The organism is Clavibacter davisi (assembly GCF_052751415.1).
In genome coordinates this window covers 742,726-760,243 of sequence record NZ_CP199882.1, presented here as the reverse complement: position 1 = coordinate 760,243, position 17,518 = coordinate 742,726, and the positions used below count along the sequence as shown (strand labels likewise).

Annotated in this window: 15 protein-coding genes; 8 read left to right on the top strand and 7 right to left on the bottom strand. The window is 73.3% G+C overall.

The features are described 5' to 3' along the window. Positions 1-2: 2 nt before the first annotated feature. The 3 genes from ACU4ZT_RS03795 to ACU4ZT_RS03785 form a co-directional block, all read right to left on the bottom strand. Positions 3-1,322, bottom strand: a complete 1,320-nt coding sequence (locus tag ACU4ZT_RS03795; protein WP_445337963.1) for a lanthionine synthetase C family protein — start codon at positions 1,320-1,322, stop codon at positions 3-5. 72 nt (positions 1,323-1,394) lie between these two features. Continuing rightward, positions 1,395-1,580: an FDLD family class I lanthipeptide gene (locus tag ACU4ZT_RS03790; protein WP_445337961.1), complete on the bottom strand. Its 186-nt coding sequence runs from the start codon at positions 1,578-1,580 to the stop codon at positions 1,395-1,397. Between the two features lie 292 nt (positions 1,581-1,872). Continuing rightward, positions 1,873-5,106 (bottom strand): efflux RND transporter permease subunit, encoded by a 3,234-nt coding sequence (locus ACU4ZT_RS03785; RefSeq protein WP_445338621.1) that lies wholly within the window; start codon positions 5,104-5,106, stop codon positions 1,873-1,875. Between the two features lie 190 nt (positions 5,107-5,296). Here ACU4ZT_RS03785 and ACU4ZT_RS03780 point away from each other — a divergent pair, with 190 nt between their 5' ends. The 3 genes from ACU4ZT_RS03780 to ACU4ZT_RS03770 are packed head-to-tail and all read left to right on the top strand — an operon-like array spanning position 5,297 to position 6,416. Next, positions 5,297-5,695, top strand: a complete 399-nt coding sequence (locus ACU4ZT_RS03780) for a DUF2256 and DUF3253 domain-containing protein (protein ID WP_063070197.1) — start codon at positions 5,297-5,299, stop codon at positions 5,693-5,695. A gap of 17 nt (positions 5,696-5,712) precedes the next feature. Further along, positions 5,713-6,111, top strand: a complete 399-nt coding sequence (locus ACU4ZT_RS03775) for a hypothetical protein (protein ID WP_270979980.1) — start codon at positions 5,713-5,715, stop codon at positions 6,109-6,111. Positions 6,112-6,122: 11 nt separating this feature from the next. Then, positions 6,123-6,416 (top strand): hypothetical protein, encoded by a 294-nt coding sequence (locus ACU4ZT_RS03770; protein WP_063070195.1) that lies wholly within the window; start codon positions 6,123-6,125, stop codon positions 6,414-6,416. Here the strand turns inward: ACU4ZT_RS03770 and ACU4ZT_RS03765 are convergent. The 4 genes from ACU4ZT_RS03765 to yczR all read right to left on the bottom strand — a co-directional run bounded on the left by ACU4ZT_RS03765 (position 6,389) and on the right by yczR (position 12,390). Continuing rightward, a complete protein-coding gene (locus ACU4ZT_RS03765; protein ID WP_270979982.1) occupies positions 6,389-7,450 on the bottom strand; it encodes an FUSC family protein in 1,062 nt (353 codons plus the stop codon). The genes ACU4ZT_RS03770 and ACU4ZT_RS03765 overlap by 28 nt on opposite strands. 165 nt (positions 7,451-7,615) lie before the next feature. Further along, entirely contained in the window at positions 7,616-9,697 is a 2,082-nt protein-coding gene (gene glgX, locus ACU4ZT_RS03760; protein WP_270979984.1) for a glycogen debranching protein GlgX, read from the bottom strand. 112 nt (positions 9,698-9,809) lie between these two features. After that, positions 9,810-10,781: a trypsin-like serine peptidase gene (locus ACU4ZT_RS03755; RefSeq protein WP_445337958.1), complete on the bottom strand. Its 972-nt coding sequence runs from the start codon at positions 10,779-10,781 to the stop codon at positions 9,810-9,812. Between the two features lie 160 nt (positions 10,782-10,941). Then, positions 10,942-12,390 carry a MocR-like transcription factor YczR gene (gene yczR / locus ACU4ZT_RS03750; protein ID WP_063070191.1) on the bottom strand — a complete coding sequence of 483 codons (1,449 nt, stop codon included), beginning with the start codon at positions 12,388-12,390 and terminating at the stop codon, positions 10,942-10,944. Positions 12,391-12,452: 62 nt separating this feature from the next. Between yczR and yczE the strand changes: the two genes are divergently transcribed. The 5 genes from yczE (at position 12,453) to ACU4ZT_RS03725 (ending at position 17,273) form a co-directional block, all read left to right on the top strand. Continuing rightward, a complete protein-coding gene (yczE, locus tag ACU4ZT_RS03745) occupies positions 12,453-13,118 on the top strand; it encodes a membrane protein YczE (RefSeq protein ID WP_063070190.1) in 666 nt (221 codons plus the stop codon). Between the two features lie 88 nt (positions 13,119-13,206). Beyond that, the gene (locus ACU4ZT_RS03740) at positions 13,207-15,267 is read left to right on the top strand and encodes an APC family permease (protein WP_445337955.1); all 2,061 of its coding nucleotides are present in this window, start codon (positions 13,207-13,209) and stop codon (positions 15,265-15,267) included. A 157-nt stretch (positions 15,268-15,424) separates the two neighbouring features. After that, positions 15,425-16,309: a hypothetical protein gene (locus ACU4ZT_RS03735; protein ID WP_063070188.1), complete on the top strand. Its 885-nt coding sequence runs from the start codon at positions 15,425-15,427 to the stop codon at positions 16,307-16,309. After that, complete coding sequence (locus ACU4ZT_RS03730; RefSeq protein WP_063070187.1) at positions 16,306-16,725, top strand: phage holin family protein; 420 nt, start codon at positions 16,306-16,308, stop codon at positions 16,723-16,725. Before ACU4ZT_RS03735 ends, ACU4ZT_RS03730 begins: the two co-directional genes overlap by 4 nt. After that, positions 16,722-17,273, top strand: coding sequence for a DUF3618 domain-containing protein (locus tag ACU4ZT_RS03725; RefSeq protein WP_063070186.1), 552 nt, complete (start codon positions 16,722-16,724; stop codon positions 17,271-17,273). Before ACU4ZT_RS03730 ends, ACU4ZT_RS03725 begins: the two co-directional genes overlap by 4 nt. Positions 17,274-17,518: the final 245 nt, after the last annotated feature.

The following is a 17,518-nucleotide window of genomic DNA, read 5'->3' as shown; positions in this document are numbered from 1 at the left end:
GGTCATCCGATCATCAGAAGCCGCGTCCACGTGGGACGCCCAGGGCTCAGGAGGGCGTGCAGGGCGAGGGCGACTCCCGCCGCCCCGTTGAGGAGGGTGGGGTTGTCGACGGCCTTCGGACCGGGCTCGATGTCCTGGACGCCGAACTCGGCGCTCGGGTCCACGGTCGCCAGCAGCTGTTCCGCAACACCCTCGAGCCCGCCGCCGGCGCGCTCGTTGCCGTGGTCGTCGGCGAGGTGCCGGAGGATCACGGCCACGCCCGCCGATCCGTGGCAGAGCGTCGGTGTGCTGAATGCCCGACCGGCGCCGATCCGGGCCATCATCGCCTCCGTCGCCTCGCCGATCGCGTCGGCTAGCTCGGCCGACGGCGCGCGGCGGTGCGCGAGGGATAGGGCGGCGACGACGCCGGGTGCTCCGTAGCACCATGCGGTCCGGCTGTGGGCCCAGGAACCCGCAGCGGGGAGGGCGGTTCCCGTAGGGATCAGGGTGGGCCAGTTGGGCCCCGCGTCGTCCTGGGTGCGGGTGCGGAGGAGCCACGCGACGATGTCCTGGATGCTCCGCATCACGTCCTTGTCACCCCGGTCCCAGAGGCTCAGCGCGGCGAGCGGTCCGGCCGCCCCGTGTGCGAGGCCCGTGTCCGAGTAGCCCGCGGGCGCGAGCTCCAGCCGCTCCTCGACAGGGACGAGCTCGGGCAGGATGCGCCAGGGCGGCGCGGCGGATGCGGTCGCCCCATGTCGGAAGAGCCGCCCCAGGCCCGTGTGCAGGTGATCTCGCAGCGGCGCTGCCGAGGCCGCGTACTCCTGGGGCAGCGCGTCGATCCACCCCAGCAGGCCGGCCGGCCCGCTGATGACGTCGTAGTCCTGCGGCGCGGTACCCGAGACGGGTGCGTCGGCGTACTCCTCCCGGGCCTCGGCCAGCGTCGTCGGCACGACCCCGGCCAGGACGCGGGAGAACCGCGGCTCGACCTCGGCGCAGGCCTGCAGCGCGAATGCGAGCCCTGCGGAACCGGAGAACAGGTCGGTCGTCTGCAGGGGCTGCACCTGCGTCAGCCGGACGGCGGCCAGCATGTGGTCGGTGGCCCACGCCGCCGCGCCGTCGACGTCCCAGCGGGGCGCGGTCGCCGACGTCGCGTGCAGGAGGGCGATGCCGGCGTGGCCGTTCGCCAGGGTAGGACCGTCCCAGGTCGCGGGAGCGTCCGGCAGCGGCGGTCCCGTGGCTCCCGATACCTGCTCGGGGTGGGCGAGCCGGCCCGAGATCAGCTCGCCCGCCCGCTGGAGGCGCCGTTCGGTGGAGGGTCGGAGGTGGGTGGACTGCCAGGACACGGTGCATCCGTTCGAGTGGGGTGGGGCTCGACTCCGCCGGACGGCGTCATCGAGCCCCCGAGCGGACGGGGATCAGCAGAACAAGCCGCCCGGACCGCAGCTCGCGCAGGTGTTGGTGCATCCGACGCACGTGGACTTCGAGCACTTGACGGTCCGCGTCCTGAGGGGCGTCCAGCTGGCCGGCTGAACGGTGCCGGAGGCGGATGGCGTGCTGACCCGCACGTCGATGTCGAATGCGTCGTCGGTGATGGAACCCATGACGTTTCCTTCCTGGTGATGGGCGCGAGCCCGCGAAGGGGTCGTCGGCTCCACCGACTCGGACGCCTCGGCGACCGCCCCGCTCATGAACCTAGGCCGGGCCCTGCAGGAGGAAAAGGCCCGTGAGGAAGGTCTGGACGGAGGTATCGCCATCCGGGCGGAATGCGATACGAAGGTCGCTAGCGCCGGCTATACAGCGCGCGCTGATGCTCACCCAGCCGCCCCTCCCTCCGGACGACACGGACGGGCGCGACGCCGGACCGCTCCCCGACGAGGCGGCCCCGTCGAGCTGTCAGCCTCGTCCGGCGGGCTCCCCGACCGGCAATCCGCGCTCGCCCCGTGCCCGGATCCTGAGCCCCGCCCGCTCCACGAGCGAGTACAGCGACGGAAGCACGACGAGCGTCAGCACGGTCGACGACAGCAGGCCGCCGATCACGACGATCGCGAGCGGCTGCGAGATGAACCCGCCGTGCCCGGTGAGGCCGATCGCGAGCGGCAGCAGCGCGAAGATCGTCGCGAGCGCCGTCATGAGGATGGGCCGCAGCCTCCGCGACGCGCCCTGCAGGATCGCCTCCCGGAGCTCGAGCCCGCGCGTCCGGTACTGGTTCACGAGGTCGATGAGCACGATCGCGTTCGTCACCACGATGCCGACGAGCATCAGCAGGCCGATGATCGACGCGACGCCCAGCGGGATCCCCGTCACCACCTGCAGCAGCACCGCGCCGGTCGCTGCGAACGGCACGGAGACGAGCAGCACGAGCGGCTGGATGAGGCTCCGGAACGTCGCCACCATGATGATGTAGACGATCAGGATCGCCGCCAGCACCGCGAGCCCGAGCTGCCCGAACGCGTTCGACTGCTGCGACGCGACGCCGCCGAGCGACGCCTGCGCGCCGGCCGGCAGCTGCACGTCGGCGACGGCCCGCGACACCTCGGACGAGGCGAAGCCCACGTCGTCGCTGCCCGGCGTCGCGCTCACGGTGGCGCTGCGGAAGCCGCCCGTGGTCGTCACGGTCGCGGGGCCGTCGGTGACCTCGACGGTCGCGAGGTCGCTGAGCGGCACGAGGCCGCGCGCGGTGGGGATCCGGAAGTCGCGCAGCCCCTGCAGGCTCTGCGCGGCGTCCGGGTCCTGGATGTAGATGGACAGCGTCTTCTCGTCGATCACGACCTGCCCGACCGAGGCCGGCAGCCGGCTCGCGGTGACGATGCCGCCCACGGCCTGCTCGCTGAGGCCCGCGGCCGCGGCCTTGGCCCGGTCCACGTTCACGGCGATGAACGGCTGCGTCTCCGAGAGGTTGCTCGTGGCCTGCTCGATGGAGGGCAGGTCCTTCACGGCCGCGAGGATCGCGTCGGCGGACGCCTTGAGGTCGTCCGCGTCGTTCGCGGTGATCTGCACCGCGATGTCGCTCGACGAGAACCCGCCGGAGGCCGCCGCGAGCGACACGTCGCCCACGTCGGTGAGGCCGTCGACCGCGGAGCGCACGCGCTCGCGGATGGCGTCCTGGTCGGCGTCCGAGTCGGTCGTGAGCGCGAACGTGATCCCGCCGCCGCCGCTGAACGCCGCCGTCAGCGACGTGCTGTCCGAGCCGATCGAGGTCTGCACGGTGTCGACGCCCTCGACGCCGATGAGCGCCTGCTCCACCTTCGTGGCGGCGGTGTCCTGCGCCTCGAGGCTCGTGTCGCTCGGCAGCTCCTGCGAGACGGTCAGCGTGTTCTGCCCGCTGTCGCCGAGGAAGTTGGTCTTCATGCTCGGGATGAGCGCGACCGTGCCGCCGAGCACGAGGATCGCGAGCACCAGCGTGACCGCGGAGTGCTTGAGCGTCCAGGCGAGGATCGGCAGGTAGCCGCGCTGGAGGCGCGTGGGCGCGCCCATCCCCTCGCCCTCGTCGTGCGCGGCGTGGGATCCGCGGGCCGGCCGGTCGGCGAGCTCGCGGTCGTCGACGGGGCCGGCGATCGCGGCGTGGGCTCCCGTGCGGGCGGCGCCCTCCACGGCGGAGGTCGATGCGGATGCGGCGGCGGCCGCCTTGCGGCGCGCCCGGCGCGACTCCCCCTCCGGCCGCAGGAACCAGTACGCGAGCACCGGCACGATGGTCAGCGCGACGAACAGCGAGGCGGCGAGCGCGATCGTCACCGTGAGCGCGAAGGGCCGGAACAGCTCGCCCGTGATGTCGCCCACGAGCGCGATCGGCAGGAACACCGCGACGGTCGTGGCGGTCGACGCCGTGACCGCGCCCGCGACCTCCTTCACGGCGGCGCGGATCGCCTCGAGCCGGTCGGGCGTGAAGGAGAGGTGCCGCTTGATGTTCTCGATCACCACGATCGAGTCGTCCACGACGCGCCCGACCGCGATGGTCAGCGCGCCGAGCGTGATGATGTTGAGCGTGTAGCCCGAGGCGAGCATGCCGATGAAGGTGATGAGCACCGACGCCGGGATGGAGATCGCGGTGACGATGGTCGACCGGATCGACAGCAGGAACACGAGGATCACCAGCACGGCGAACACGAGGCCGAGCAGGCCCTCCGTGGTGAGGCTCGAGATCGACTGCTCGATGAAGGGCGCCTGGTCGAACACGACCGTGAACTCCGTGCCGTTCCCCAGGTCCTGTGACAGCTGCGGCAGGAGCTCCGTGACGAGGTGCGACACGTCGACCGTGTTGCCCGCCGGCGTCTTCGTGACGGCGATGGTGAGCGACGGCTGGCCGTCGACGCGCGAGATGCCGGTGGTCGGATCCTGGCCGAGCTCCACCTTGGCGACGTCGCCGATCGTGAGCGCGCGGCCGCCCGTCGCACCCAGCAGCGGCAGCGCGGCGAGGTCCTGGGTGGATCCGAGGCGCGTGCCCGACTGCACGGACAGCGTGGTGCCGTCCTCCGTCACCGAGCCCGCGGGCAGGAGCTTCCCGTTGGCGTCGAGCGCGTCGCGGATGGCCTGGTTCGAGAGGCCCTCGGCCTGCACCTTCGCGGGATCCGGCGTGATGACCACGCGCTGCCCGACCGTGCCGAGGAGGCTCGCGTCGCGCACGCCGTCGAGCTTGCGGATGTCCGACAGGGTCGAGCGCTCGAGCGCGGCCGTGAGGTCCTGCGGGCTGAGGTCGCTCGTCACCGCGATCTGGATGACCGGCAGGTCGTCGATGCTGCCCGCGATGACCACGGGGTCGATCCCGTCGGGCAGCGTGGTGCGGATCCGGTTGATGGCCTGGTCGATCTTCTGCTCGGCCGTCGCCAGGTCGGTGCCGTACGTGAACGACGCCGAGATGACCGAGGAGTCGGTGCGCGAGGTCGCGGTGGAGGACTCGAGGCCCGGCACCGCCTGGATCGCGCGCTCGATGGGCGTCGACACGTCGGTGTCCACGACCGCGGGCGATGCGCCCGGGTACGCCGTGACCACCGCGAGCTGCGGGAACGACACCGACGGGATGAGCTCCTGCTTGAGCGTCGTCAGCGCGATGCCGCCGAAGACCCCGATGACGATCGTGACGAGCGCGATCAGCGCCCGGTTGCGGAGGCTGAAGACGGAGAGGAGATGCAGGGGGTGCTCCTTGTGCGATGCGGGCCGCGGGGGCGGCGGTCGCTCGGACCGCTGATCGCCCGCACCGGGAACCCGCCCCGTCGTGAGGAGTATCGCATCCGCGACCGGGAGATCCCCCGTTCGCGACGGGTTTTCGAACGCGAGGCGCCGCGCTCGGCCGATGCCCGGCCGCACGGAGCATGCTGGGGGGATGGCGCACCGGGCATCGACGACCAGGGACGCGGTCCCCGAGCCCAAGACCTGCGCCTCGTGCGGTCGCACCATCGAGTGGCGCAGGAAGTGGGAGCGCGACTGGGACCAGGTGCGCTTCTGCAGCGACGCGTGCCGGCGCCGCGGGGTCTCCGACGTCGACGCCGCGCTCGAGCGGCGGATCCTCGACCTCCTCGCGCACCGCGCCGGCGGCGCCACCATCTGCCCCTCCGAGGCGGCCCGGGCCGAGTCGCCCGACGACTGGCGCGACCTGATGGAACCCGCCCGCCGCGCCGCCCGGCGGCTCGTGGACGCGGGCGAGGTCGAGATCACCCAGAAGGGCTCGGTCGTCGATCCCTCCACCGCCCGTGGGCCCATCCGCATCCGCCGTCGGCGCTGACCAGGCACACTAGGGGGATGCATCGACCGACCCTCACCGTCCTGGCCGCCGTCGCGAGCGCGGCGCTCCTGTCCGGATGCGGGGCCAGCGCGCAGTTCACGGCGCCCACGACCGAGATCTACGCGACCACGGCGGACGCCCAGACCGCCATCGGCACGGCGCTGCCGACGTGGATCCCGGCCGACGGCACCCTCATCCGCACCAAGTCCGAGGCGAAGGCCGGCAGCATCGTCTCCGTGCAGACCGGGCAGGCCGCGCCCGCACCCGGCGGCTGCACCGACCTGCAGATGTCGACCATCGAGGACACCTGGTGGCCGCCGAAGATCGACCCGGCCACCGTCACCTGCGCCGGCGGCTGGAACGTCTTCGGCGCGAACGGCCACCTGTACGGGTGGAGCACCACGGTCCTCCCCTAGGCCGCCGCACCATGTCCGCCCCGGCCGCACGCCCGTCACGACCCCGTGACCGCCTGCTGCTCACCGGCGCCGTGCTCTGCTTCGTCATCCTCGCGGCGGCGGCTCCGACGGCGCTCGCCGCCCTCTTCGAGAGCGCGGTCCTCGTCGACCGGCTCCCGCAGCCGGACCTCGGCACGCCGACGTCGCCGGAATACGAGGCCCTCGTCCGCCGCGCCGTCCTCGCCGGCGCGGTCGCCGCGCTCGCGCTGACCGGCGGGATCGTCTGCCTCCTCCGCCGCTACGCGGTGCCGGCTGCGCGCCGCTGACGCCCGGCGGCGAGCGCCCGCAGGACCAGGATCACGGCCACCCCGACGGCCGCGCCCACGAGCGTGTCGACCACCCGGTCCGTCACGAGCGGCAGCACGGGCAGCGTCCGGCCGAGGCCGCCCATCACGAGCGCGAGCGGGGTGATGAAGACGAGCGCCAGCCCGTAGTGCCGCCCCACCGCGAGCTCGGCCGCGAACTGGCAGGCCACGGCCACCGCGATCACGGCGGGCGCCGGCAGGTGCAGCGCGAGGATGCCCGAGGCCACCACCGCGCCGGCCAGCGTCCCGAGCACCCGGTGCGCCACGCGCGTGAACGACAGCGGCCCGCGGACGACCGGCAGCACGGCCACCAGGGTCACGACCGCCCAGTAGTGGTGGCCGAGCCCGAGCGCCACGGCGATCCCGCCCGCCACCAGCGCGCCGACGACGTTGGCGGCCACCGCGGTCCACGCGGCGGGGTCGCGGTGCACGGCGGCGTCGCGCACGGGTATCCGCGGCAGCGCGCGGAAGCGGTGGGCGTGCGCCTCGGGCGCCCAGCGGCGGAGCAGCCAACCCGACATGCAGACGCCGGCGGAGAACGCGATCGCGGCCACGGCTGTCACGAGCGCGTCGCGCGCCTGCGCCGGATCCACCGGCACGGCCGCGCACACCACCAGCCCGAAGACGGGGAACAGCGGATGCGGCGGCACCAGGCTCATCGCCGTCGAGACGAGCGACGCCCCGCCGAGCACGACGACGAGGCCCGCCGCCTCGAGCGCGAGGGGCGCGTCGGCGAGCGACAGGACGACGCCCGTGGCGATGGCGACGAGCATCATCGCGGCCCCGGCGCCCACGCTCGCGAGCCGCAACCGGTACCGCTCGTTCCGGCCGTACAACCCGGTGAAGGCGCCGAAGGACGCGTAGAGCGCGAGATCGAGCCGGCCGATCGCGAGGAGCACCAGGAGCGGCACGAGGAGGCCGACGCTCGCGCGCATCGCCGCCTCGAGGTCGAGCGTGCGGGTGGACGACGGCCGTGGGGCGGGCGATGCGGGCACGCGGCCATCCGATCTCCCCGGGAGAGGAAACGGGGCAGTCCACGGTACGCCCGTCGCGCGGCGGTCCCGGACACGGGCTCGGTCAGCGAACCGCCCACATGCGACGACGCGCCCCCGGTCTCCCGGGGGCGCGTCGTCGAGCGGCCCGTCGTGCGGGCGGGGCGGCTAGGAGCGCGCGGCCCGCAGCACCGTGAAGGAGCGGTCGCGCACGAGGATGCTGGTCGCGTCCTCGTCCGTGTTCTGCTCCGAGTCGGACGAGATGGCGAGGTGCCACGAGACGCCGAGCCCGGAGGGCAGCTGGAACTCGACCGGGCCCTCGGCCGCGTTGAACGCGACGAAGAACGCGTCGCTGTCACGGCCCTTCATGATCACGCCGATGCTGAACGCGTTCGGGTCCGTCCAGTCCTCCGGGTTCAGGGTCTGCCCGTCGGCGCGGATGAATCGCACGGCCTCCTCGGCGCCCTCGACGTCGTCGCCGCGGAACCAGATGGGGCGCAGCGCCCGGTTGCCGCGGCGCAGGCGGATGAGCTTCCGCGTGAAGTCCTGCAGCTCGCGGTCCGCGTTCTCCCAGTCGAACCAGGAGATCTCGTTGTCCTGGCAGTAGGCGTTGTTGTTGCCGCCCTGCGTGCGCGCGATCTCGTCGCCGCCGAGCACCATCGGGATGCCCGAGGAGAGCAGCAGCGTGCCGAGCATGTTGCGGCGCTGGCGGTCCCGGATCGCGTTCACCTCGGCATCGTCGGTCGGGCCCTCCACGCCGGCGTTGGAGGAGCGGTTGTCGCTCTCGCCGTCGTTGTTGTCCTCGCCGTTGGCCTCGTTGTGCTTCGCGTCGTACGACGTGAGGTCGGCGAGCGTGAAGCCGTCGTGCGCCGTGATGAAGTTCACGCTGCACAGCGGCGAGCGGCGGCCGGACTCGTACACGTCGGGGCTGCCGGTGATCCGCTGGGCCAGCGCGCCGAGCACGTTCTGCCCGCTGTGCCAGAAGTCGCGCACGTCGTCGCGGAACTTCCCGTTCCACTCCGACCAGTCCGCGGGGAAGCCGCCGACCTGGTAGCCCGCGGTGTCCCACGGCTCCGCGATCATCTTCACGGGCGCGAGCACCGGGTCCTGGTGGATCAGGGTGAGGAACGCGCTGTGCAGCTCCGCGTCGCCGTCCTGGCGCGTGAGCGTCGTGGCGAGATCGAAGCGGAAGCCGTCGACGTGCATCTCCTCGACCCAGTAGCGGAGCGAGTCCATGATCAGCGCGAGCGCCGCCGGGTGCCCGACGTTGAGGCTGTTGCCCGTGCCGGTGGTGTCGAAGTACGACGCCTCGTCGCCCTCCACGAGCCGGTAGTAGGAGGCGTTGTCGATGCCCTTGAGCGACAGCGACGGGCCCATGTGGTTGCCCTCGGCGGTGTGGTTGTAGACCACGTCGAGGATGACCTCGAGGCCCGCGGCGTGCAGGGCCTTGACCATCTCCTTGAACTCGACGACCTGCTGCCCGCCGTCGCCCGCGGAGCTGTAGTCGGAGTAGGGCGCGAGGAAGCCGATGGAGTTGTAGCCCCAGTAGTTGCGGAGCCCCTTCTCCTCCAGGTGCGAGTCCTGCATGAAGTGGTGCACCGGCAGGAGCTCGACGCTCGTGATGCCGAGGTCGGTGAGGTACTCGATGGCCGACGGGTGCGCGAGGCCCGCGTACGTGCCGCGGATCTCCTCGGGCACCGACTCCATCCGCTCGGTGAAGCCCTTGACGTGGACCTCGTAGACGACGGTCTCGTCCGACGCCGTGCGCGGGGCCTCGTCGTCCTCCCAGTCGAAGCGGCGGTCCGCCACGACGGAGCGGGGCATGGAGGCGGCGGAGTCGGCCTCGTTCATGACGGACGGATCGTCGAAGGTGTGCGCGAAGACGTCCTCGCCCCAGGTGGGGTGCCCCTCGATCGCGATGGCGTACGGGTCGAGCAGGAGCTTCGCGGGGTTGTGGCGGAGGCCGCGGGACGGGTCCCACTCGCCGTGCACGCGGAGGCCGTAGCGGGTGCCGATGCCGGCGCCCTCGACGAGGCCGTGGAAGACGTGGCCGGTGCGCTCGGAGAGGCGCGTGCGGGTCTCGGTGCCGGACTCGTCGAACACGCAGACCTCGACGGCCTCCGCGGTCTCGGAGTACACGGCGACGTTGAGGCCGCTGGGCAGTCCGCCGTCGCGGGCCACGACGGTGGCGCCGAGCGGGTACGGACGGCTGATGTAGGAGCGGCTGATGGGAGGCAGGTCGATGGTCACGGCTTCAGTATGCTCGTGCCCGCCCAACCCGTTCGTGCACGAAGGGGATTACCCAGACAGCGGTCCGAGACCGGCGCTCGGCGGCTACGGCGGACCGCTGCCCGGGCATCCGCTACCGCCCCTGGAGGGAGGAGAAGGCGCACTGCGCCTCGGCGCCCCACGTGGCGAGGAGCACGCCGCGGCCTGCGGAGGGACGCGCGACGACGGAGCGCTGCTCGCCGGCCGCCGTGATCACCGGGGATCCGGCCGCGCCCTTCCCGAGCGCGCACGGCAGGGACGTCTGGCCGCCCGTGTCGTGCTGGGGACGGCCGGCGCACGCCTCGAGCGCGGCCGTGGCGGATCCGGCGGCCGGGTACCCGAGGATCGCGAGGCGCGGCGCCTCCCCGGTCGCCGGCACGAGGGGCGTCCCGAACACGGGCTCGGCCGCGCCGACCTGGGCCGCGAGCACCTCGCCCGCGGGCCCGCTGACGCGCGCGAAGCCGGCGTCGTCGGAGGCGCGGCCCGTCGTGGTCCACGAGGAGGAGACGGCCGCGACGCGCACCGGCCAGATGCCGTGGGGCGCCGTGGCGCCCTGGGCTCCGGGGATGAAGGTGGCCAGCGTGGTCGCGGCACCGGTGCGCCGGTCGACGAGGCAGTGGGCGGCGGTCGCGATCGCGTCGCCCTCCGGGGTGTCGACCACGCTCGCGGTGCAGGCGTGGTTCCGCCCGCCCGACACGTAGAAGAGGACGCCGACGAACGGCTGGTCGGGGTGCGGGACCGGGGTGGAGGCCGCGGCGTTCCCGTCCTCCGACGTGGACAGGGCGGAGGCCGAGGCCGAGGCGGACCCGGCGGCGGTCGGCGAATCGGCCGCGAGGGCGGCGGCACGGGCGGCGGGCGTCCAGTGCGTGGCGGCAGCGGCCTGATCGACGGATGCGGGGGCGACGACGGACCCGTCGGCGACGGGCGCGGCGGACGCCGACGACGGCACGGCGAGACCGGCGGCGGCGAGCCCGCCGGCGAGCGCCAGCGCGGCGAACGCGTGACGGGGTCGGCCGGCGGCCGCCGACGGGGTCGAGACGGGGGTGGATCGCGGACGGATGCGCATGAGTTGTTCCTCCAGGATCGGTCGGCTGGCGACCCTCCGCCGGGGCCCGTCGAGACGGGACATCGGGACGAACGCCGCTCGCGGGAGGTCGCACGGATGCCGGAACGCTACCGCGGGCCGCACCCGCGCCATCGGCCGCCTCCCCAGGGCGGTCGGCTCCTCATACGAGGATCGAGCGGTCCTCCACGTCGCGCCCGAGCCCTGCGACGGGGGCGAGGCCGCGCCACGCCTCGTCGAGGATGTCGAGCGCGCGGTCGGTGGCGGCGGGCGGGGACGTGATGGGGATCCGGAGGAACCGCTCGAACGCGCCGTCGTGCCCGAACCGGCTCCCGCCCGTGATCGACAGGCCGCGCGCCCGGGCGGCGAGCGCCAGCTCCGTGCTCACGGGCGCTCCGATCCCGACCCACACCGCCAATCCGCCGTCGACGTGCGGCACCTCCCAGCCGGGGAAGCGCCGCGCGAGCTCGGCCTCGACGTGGTCCCGCGTCTCGCGGAGGCGCGCGCGGCGCTCGGCGAGGATCCCGTCCATGCCGCCCAGCACCTCCGCCACCACGAGCTGCTCGAGCACGGGCGTGCCGAGGTCGCGGGCCGAGCGCGCGCGGGCCAGCTCCCGGAGGAGCGGCCGGCCGGCGCGGATCCAACCCACGCGGAGCCCACCCCACACCGTCTTGCCCACCGACCCCACGAGCACGACGGCGCCCGGCGACCCGTGGACGGCCAGCGGCGGATGCGCCTCCGCCCGGTCGATGTCGAGCTCGGCCGTGGTCTCGTCCGCCACGACCGTCACGCCGTGCGCCTCGGCGAGCGCCACGACCCGCGCGCGCTGGCCCTCCGGCATCGTGCGGCCCGTCGGGTTGTGGAAGTCGGGCATGAGGTAGGCGAGCGCGGGACGGGTGCGGCGGATCGTCTGCTCGAGCACGTCCTCATCCCAACCGTGGGCGCCGACGCCCGCTCCGACGAGGCGCGCGCCCGCGTCGCGCAGGGCCTGGATCGCGTGCGGGTAGCTCGGCTGCTCGACGAGCGCCCGGTCGCCGCGGTGCAGCAGCACCGACGCCAGGAGCCCGATCGCGTGCTGCGCGCCGACGGTGACGAGCACGTCGTCGGCCTCGGTCGGCAGGCCGCGGGCTCGGTAGCGGGCGGCGATCGCCTCGCGCAGCTCGGGCAGCCCATCCACGTCGTAGCCGTGCCCGTCGAGGTGCGCGGGGAGCCGGGCCGCCGCGCGCATGGCGGCCTCGGCGAGACCGGGCGCGGCGGGCACGGCTGCGCGGCTCATGTCGGCGACCTCGCGCCCCTCCCCCCGGGCGTCGGGCGCGCGTCGCGGGATCCGCGTCACGCTGCCGGAGCCGCGCCGGCTCGCCAGGTGGCCGGTCCCGCGGAGCGCCGCGTAGGCCGCCGCGACGGTCGTGCGGCTGAGCCCGAGCGACGCGGCGAGCTCGCGCTCCGCGGGCAGGCGCGCCCCCACGGGCACGCGGCCGTCGAGCACGAGGCGGCGGATCCCGTCGGCGAGCGCCTGGTAGGCCGGGCTGCCGGGCCGGGTCCACTCCCCCAGCAGCGCGGTGAGGGCGGTCGGGCCGAGCACGGCGGAGGGCGCGGATCCAGAGCGGGTCATGAGGCCACAGCCTGGCGATTGGCACCTTGTCCCGCAACCGGCGACGCGATTGGATCTCCCTCATGCTCCGTCGCTCAGTCCAGTTCGCCGTCGGCATCTTCCTCTACGGCTTCGCCATCGGCATGATGCTCCAGGCCGCCGTCGGCGTCTCGCCGTGGGACGTCCTCAGCCAGGGCGTGACGCTGCGCACGGGCCTCCCCTTCGGGCTGGTCACGAACATCATCGGCGCGCTCGTGCTCCTGCTCTGGATCCCCATCCGCCAGCGCCCGGGCTGGGGCACCGTCCTCAACGTCCTCTTCGTCGGCTACAGCGCGCAGTTCGCGCTCGCGGTGGTGCCGGCCGTCGACAGCCTCGGGTTCCGCATCCCCCTCTTCGCCGCGGGACTCGTCCTGCTCGGCATCGCGACCGGCCTCTACATCGGCGCGCACTTCGGGCCGGGCCCGCGCGACGGGCTGATGACGGGGATCCACCGCCGCACGGGCTGGCCGGTGTGGCGCGTGCGCGTCGGCATCGAGCTCGTCGTGCTCCTGATCGGCTGGGCGCTCGGCGGCGACGTGGGCCTCGGCACGCTCGCGTTCGCGCTCCTGATCGGCCCGATCGTCCAGCGCACGCTCCCCCTGTTCGACCTCCCCGTCCCCGTCCGCGAGCGGCGTCGGCGACGCGGCGACGCCGCCCCCGCCGACCCGGCTGGCACCCTCTCGACGGGACCCGTCACGACGGCCGGCTAGTCCGCACGGCGACGCGGATCCAGCGGCCTCACGGCCCGCTCCCCGCTCCGTCGCGTCCCGGGCGCGTCGCCATGTATCGTGGCCGCTCGTGACTCCGGACCCCCAGGCTCCCGAGAGCAGTCCCGCCAAACGGCTGCTCATCGGCGAGAAGCTCGCCAGCGACAAGCTCGAGGGCCAGCTGCTCCCCAAGCACCTGGCGCTCCCCATCTTCGCGAGCGACCCGCTCAGCTCGGTGGCCTACGCGCCGCAGGAGCTGCTCCTCATCCTCACGCTGGGCGGCCTCGCGTTCCTCAGCTTCGCGCCCTGGGTGGCGGCCTGCGTCGTGATCCTGCTGGTCGTCGTGGTGCTCAGCTACCGCCAGCTCATCAAGGCCTACCCGTCCGGCGGCGGCGACTACGAGGTCGCGCACAAGAACCTCGGCGAGAAGGCCGGCCTCGTCGTCGCGTCGGCGCTCCTCGTGGACTACATCCTCACGGTGGCGGTGTCGGTGGCCTCCGGGGTCGACAACATCATCAGCGCGGTCCCCGAGATCGCGCCGTTCCGCGTCGAGATCGCGGTCTTCTTCGTCGCGCTCCTCGCGGCCGTGAACCTCCGCGGTGTGCGCGAGTCGAGCAAGGCCTTCGCCGTGCCGACGTACCTCTTCATCGGCAGCGTCGGCGTCATGATCGTGGTGGGCCTCGTCCGCACCGCGCTCGGCGACCCGCCCGTCGCCGAGTCCGCGGCCTACACGGTCGACACCCCGACCCTGTCGCAGGTCGCGTTCATCCTCCTGCTGCTCCGCGCGTTCTCGAGCGGCTGCTCGGCGCTCACCGGCGTCGAGGCCATCTCCAACGGCGTGCCCGCGTTCCGCACCCCCAAGGTGAAGAACGCGCAGGCCACCCTCGTGATCATGGGCGGCACCGCCATCGTCCTGTTCGTGGGCCTCACCACCCTCGCCCTCATCGCCCGCGTGCACTACGGCGAGCACCCGTGCGACCTCCAGGGCTGGGCCGAGTGCGCCACCGAGCCGCAGAAGAGCCTCATGGCGCAGGTCGCGGCGGCCACGTTCGGCGGCGGCAGCGTGATGTTCTACCTGCTGCAGGCCACGACCGCGGCGGTGCTCCTCCTCGCGGCCAACACCGCGTTCAACGGCTTCCCACTGCTCGGCTCCGTGCTCGCGAAGGACGCCTACGCGCCCAAGTCGCTCCTCACGCGCGGCGACCGCCTCGTCTACAGCAACGGCATGCTGCTGCTGGCGCTCGGCGCGACGCTCATCCTCGTCGTCTACCAGGCGAACCTCACGCAGCTCATCCAGCTCTACATCATCGGCGTCTTCGTCTCGTTCACCCTCGGGCAGACGGGCATGGTCGTGCACTGGACCCGCATGCTCCGCGAGGGCTGCGCGAACCGCGGCGAGGTGATCCGCGGCCTCGCCATCAACGCGTTCGGCGCGCTGCTCACCGCGCTCGTGCTCATCGTCGTCACGATCACCAAGTTCACGCACGGCGCCTGGCTCGTCTTCGCGATCCTGCCGGTGCTGTTCCTCCTCATGCTCGGCGTCAACCGCTACTACCGCGACGTCGAGAAGGAGATCGAGGTCGACCCCGTCACGGTCTTCGGCTCCACGGGCGACCACGCGGTGGTGCTGGTCGGGCGGATGCAGAAGCCGGTGCTCAAGGCCCTCGACTACGCCATCGCCGCGAACCACGACAGCATCGAGGCGGTGCACGTGTCCGTCGACGACGAGGCGACGACGCTCCTCGAGCGGCAGTGGGTCGAGATGGAGATCGAGATGCCGCTGCGCATCGTCGCCTCGCCCTACCGGGACATCAGCTTCCCGCTCATCAAGTATCTGAAGTCGCGTCGCGCGGATCACGGCAGCGAGATCATCACGGTCTACACGCCCGTCTACATCGTCGGCCACTGGTGGGAGACGCTGCTGCACAACCACAAGGCCCGGCGGATCCGCCAGAAGCTGCTCCTCGTGCACGGCGTGACGCTCGCCCTCGTGCCGTGGCTGCTCGACTCGTCCGAGATCATCTACGGCCGCCGCTCGCGGCCCGTCCCCGGCCAGGATCGGCGCGGCGAGCCCGTGCGCCCGGTCAGCCGCCGGCCCGGGCCGCCGCCGCCCACGCCCGTGAAGCACACGAGCGGCCGCGAGACGCCGTAGCGCAACGCAGGCGCATGCTCGCGCGTGCAAATCATTAGGGCGCTAGCTTTCTGGGGCAAGCCCCTATGCACTTCCCCCTCTCCCGGAGTTCTGTGGCAGACAGCAGGGCCCGAGCCCTGCGGCAGCTCGAACCCCACGAGAACCGAGAGGGAACCACATGTCGAACGACCTCCGACCGGCGTCGCCCGTGAGCGGTGGATCCGCCGCCGACGACGCATACCCGGCCGTCGCCCCCGCGTCCACCCTGGGCACGACCGGGACCACCGGCACGACCGCCAGCAGCAGCACCAGCAGCACCGCGGACACCGCGAAGGAGCAGGCCGCGGGCGTGGCCGACGACGCCAAGGCCGGCACGCAGCACGTCGCCGGCGTCACGAAGGACGAGACCCGCAAGGTCGCGTCCGAGGCCAAGGCGCAGGCGCAGGACCTCGTCGCCCAGACGCGCGACCAGCTCCGCGAGCAGACCGGCGTCCAGCAGGAGCGCGCCGCCGGCAGCCTCCGCACGCTCAGCGACGAGCTCCGGGACATGGGCGACCGGTCCGAGAGCACCGGCCTCGCCGGCGAGCTCGTCGCGCAGGCGTCGCAGCGCGCCGGCAGCGCCGCCTCGTACCTCGAGGGCCGCGACCCGGGCACGCTCCTCCAGGACGTCACGGACTTCGCGCGCCGCCGTCCCGGCCTGTTCGTCGGCCTGGCCCTCGTCGCCGGCGTCGCCGCCGGTCGCCTCGCGCGCTCGCTCACGAGCGAGGCGCACGACGCGAAGGAGGCGGAGGAGTCCACGACCACGACGACCGGCACGTCGACCGCGACGACCGCGCGCGCCACCGCGCCCGGAGACGTCGCCCCTGCCGCGCCCGCTGCCGCGGCCTCCGACCTGCCGTCGACGCAGCTCGGCGCGGACGACCCGCTCGGCGTCGGACCGTACGACGACGCCGACGACACCGCGTCCGTCGCCCCCACCCCGCTTTACGACCAGACGCGCCCCGTCGACCCGCTCACGGAGACCTTCGGCGCGGGCGACCGCACCGACGGATCGCGCGCATGACCGACGGACGCACCCCCTCCGAGGAGAAGGCCGCGACCACCAGCCTCGGCGACCTCCTCGGGAACGTGACGAAGGACGTCTCCACGCTGATGCGCCAGGAGATCGCCCTCGCCAAGGCGGAGATCAGCGACTCGGCCAAGAAGGCCGGGAAGGGCGCCGGCCTCCTGGGCGGCGCGGGATACGCGGGCCTCATGGCCGTGTTCTTCCTGTCCGTCGCCCTCATGGTCGGGCTGGGCTACCTGTTCGACGACCAGGCCTGGGGCGCGGTCGTCGTGGCCGTCGTCTGGGCCGTCATCGGCCTCGTGATGTACCTGCAGGGCCGCAAGCAGCTCAGGACCGTGCAGGGCGCGCCCCGCACGGCCGAGAGCGTGAAGAAGATCCCCGAAGCGATGAAGAGGAACGAGGCAGACCGATGAGCGACAACCCGGAGCAGATCCGTGCGGAGATCGAGCGCACGCGGAACGATCTGAGCATCGACGTGGACGCGGTGGCCGACAAGGTCACGCCCGCGAAGGTGGCGCAGCGCCAGACCGACAAGGTGCGCGGCGCCCTGTCCAACGTGAAGGACAGCGTCCTCGGATCCGCGAGCGACGCGCAGTCGCGCGCGGGCGACGCCGCCGGCGGCGCGAAGGCGAAGGCGAAGGGGAACCCCGTCGGCCTCGGCCTCGTCGCGTTCGGCGCGGGCCTCCTCATCGCCTCGCTGATCCCCGCGAGCGACAAGGAGAAGGAGCTGGCCTCGACCGTCAAGGACAAGGCCCAGCCCCTGGTGGAGAAGGCGACCGACGCCGCCAAGGACGTGGCGGGTGAGCTGAAGGAGCCCGCGCAGCAGGCCGCGCAGCAGGTCGCGGGCACGGCGCGCGACTCGGCTGAGACGGTCAGGTCGGAGGCGCAGTCGGCCGCGCAGGACGTCGAGGACAGCGCGCGGGACGCGAAGCGCACCGTGCAGGACGACGCCCGCGGCTGATCCCCGCACGCGCTCCGGAGGGGGGTCGGGTCGCGCGACCCGGCTCCCCTCGCGCGTGCTCCCGGGCAGGTCGCGGGCCACGCCGGACGGACGGGTGTCCTCGAAAAGGGGGACACGGATGTAGGGTCGTTGGTGCACGAACTCTTACCCCGGGAGGTCGTGCGGGCCCGACCGGACGACGGACGCATCGACGCCGATGCGCACCGAGCCGGCCGGTCGACGTCCGGGCCGACCCGTGAGGTCCG

Bases quoted from the DNA above. Each gene is read 5' to 3' on its own strand.
- ACU4ZT_RS03790 (WP_445337961.1), bottom strand. From the start codon at position 1,580: ATGGGTTCCATCACCGACGACGCATTCGACATCGACGTGCGGGTCAGC.
- ACU4ZT_RS03780 (WP_063070197.1), top strand. From the start codon at position 5,297: ATGGCGCACCGGGCATCGACGACCAGGGACGCGGTCCCCGAGCCCAAG.
- ACU4ZT_RS03775 (WP_270979980.1), top strand. From the start codon at position 5,713: ATGCATCGACCGACCCTCACCGTCCTGGCCGCCGTCGCGAGCGCGGCG.
- ACU4ZT_RS03770 (WP_063070195.1), top strand. From the start codon at position 6,123: ATGTCCGCCCCGGCCGCACGCCCGTCACGACCCCGTGACCGCCTGCTG.
- ACU4ZT_RS03755 (WP_445337958.1), bottom strand. From the start codon at position 10,781: ATGCGCATCCGTCCGCGATCCACCCCCGTCTCGACCCCGTCGGCGGCC.
- yczR (WP_063070191.1), bottom strand. From the start codon at position 12,390: ATGACCCGCTCTGGATCCGCGCCCTCCGCCGTGCTCGGCCCGACCGCC.
- yczE (WP_063070190.1), top strand. From the start codon at position 12,453: ATGCTCCGTCGCTCAGTCCAGTTCGCCGTCGGCATCTTCCTCTACGGC.
- ACU4ZT_RS03735 (WP_063070188.1), top strand. From the start codon at position 15,425: ATGTCGAACGACCTCCGACCGGCGTCGCCCGTGAGCGGTGGATCCGCC.
- ACU4ZT_RS03730 (WP_063070187.1), top strand. From the start codon at position 16,306: ATGACCGACGGACGCACCCCCTCCGAGGAGAAGGCCGCGACCACCAGC.
- ACU4ZT_RS03725 (WP_063070186.1), top strand. From the start codon at position 16,722: ATGAGCGACAACCCGGAGCAGATCCGTGCGGAGATCGAGCGCACGCGG.